Source organism: Arthrobacter sp. C152, from assembly GCF_054890965.1.
In genome coordinates this window covers 1-987 of the sequence record NZ_JBTZSU010000094.1, presented here as the reverse complement: position 1 = coordinate 987, position 987 = coordinate 1, and the positions used below count along the sequence as shown (strand labels likewise).

The window sequence follows — 987 nt, the reverse complement described above, 5'->3', positions numbered from 1 at the left end:
GTAGCCGTTGGGGTTGTTTTTCTGCCAGCGCCAGTGGTCTTCGCACATCTGGTCGATGGTCTTGGTGGTGGACCAGCCGAGGTCGGCAAGCGCGGAGGAGGCGTCGGCCCAGAAGGCGGGCAGGTCCCCGGCGCGGCGGCCGGTGATCTCGTACGGTATCGGCCGGCCCACGGCCTTTTCGAACGAGCGCAGCACCTCCAGGACGGACGATCCCTTCCCGGAGCCGAGGTTCCAGCGGAACACGCCCGTGCGGTCCGCGACATAGTTCAGTGCGGCCACATGTCCTTCGGCCAGGTCCACGACGTGGATGTAGTCGCGCAGGCAGGTGCCGTCGGGGGTGTCGTAGTCGCCGCCGAAGACCATGAGCTTGTCGCGCCGGCCGACGGCCACCTGGGCGATGAAGGGCACGAGGTTGTTGGGGATGCCCTGCGGGTCTTCGCCGATGCGGCCGGAGGGGTGGGCGCCGACGGGGTTGAAGTAGCGCAGCAGGGCGATGTGCCAGCGGGGGTCGGCTGCGCCGAGGTCGGAGAGGATGTCCTCGATCTGTTCCTTGGTCCGGCCGTAGGGGTTGTTGGCCCCGATCTCCATCTTCTCCACGTAGGGGATGGGGTTGTGCTCGCCGTAGACGGTGGCGGAGGAGCTGAAGACAATGGAGCGGACCTCGTGGCGGTCCATGACGCGGATCAAGTTCAGGGTGCCGACGAGGTTGTTGTAGTAGTACTTCAGCGGTTCGCGCACGGATTCCCCCACGGCCTTGAGCCCGGCGAAGTGGATGACGGCGTCGATGGGGGTTTCGGCGAAGACCTTCTCCACGGCCGCTTCATCGACGAGGTCAACGTTGTGGAACGCGGCAGCCTTTCCGCTGAGTTCGGCCACGCGGCGCAGGGATTCCTCGCTGGAGTTCACCAGGTTGTCGATGACGACCACGTCGTGGCCGGCTTCCTGCAGGGAAAGGACGGTGTGGGAACCGATGTAGCCGGTGCCCCC

The 987-nt window shown here is 66.2% G+C and carries 1 protein-coding gene; it reads right to left on the bottom strand.

Translation table 11 applies throughout. The features are described from left to right. A partial coding sequence (gene galE / locus ACYSM9_RS21850; protein ID WP_461859041.1) for a UDP-glucose 4-epimerase GalE occupies positions 1-987 on the bottom strand: 987 nt, incomplete at both ends.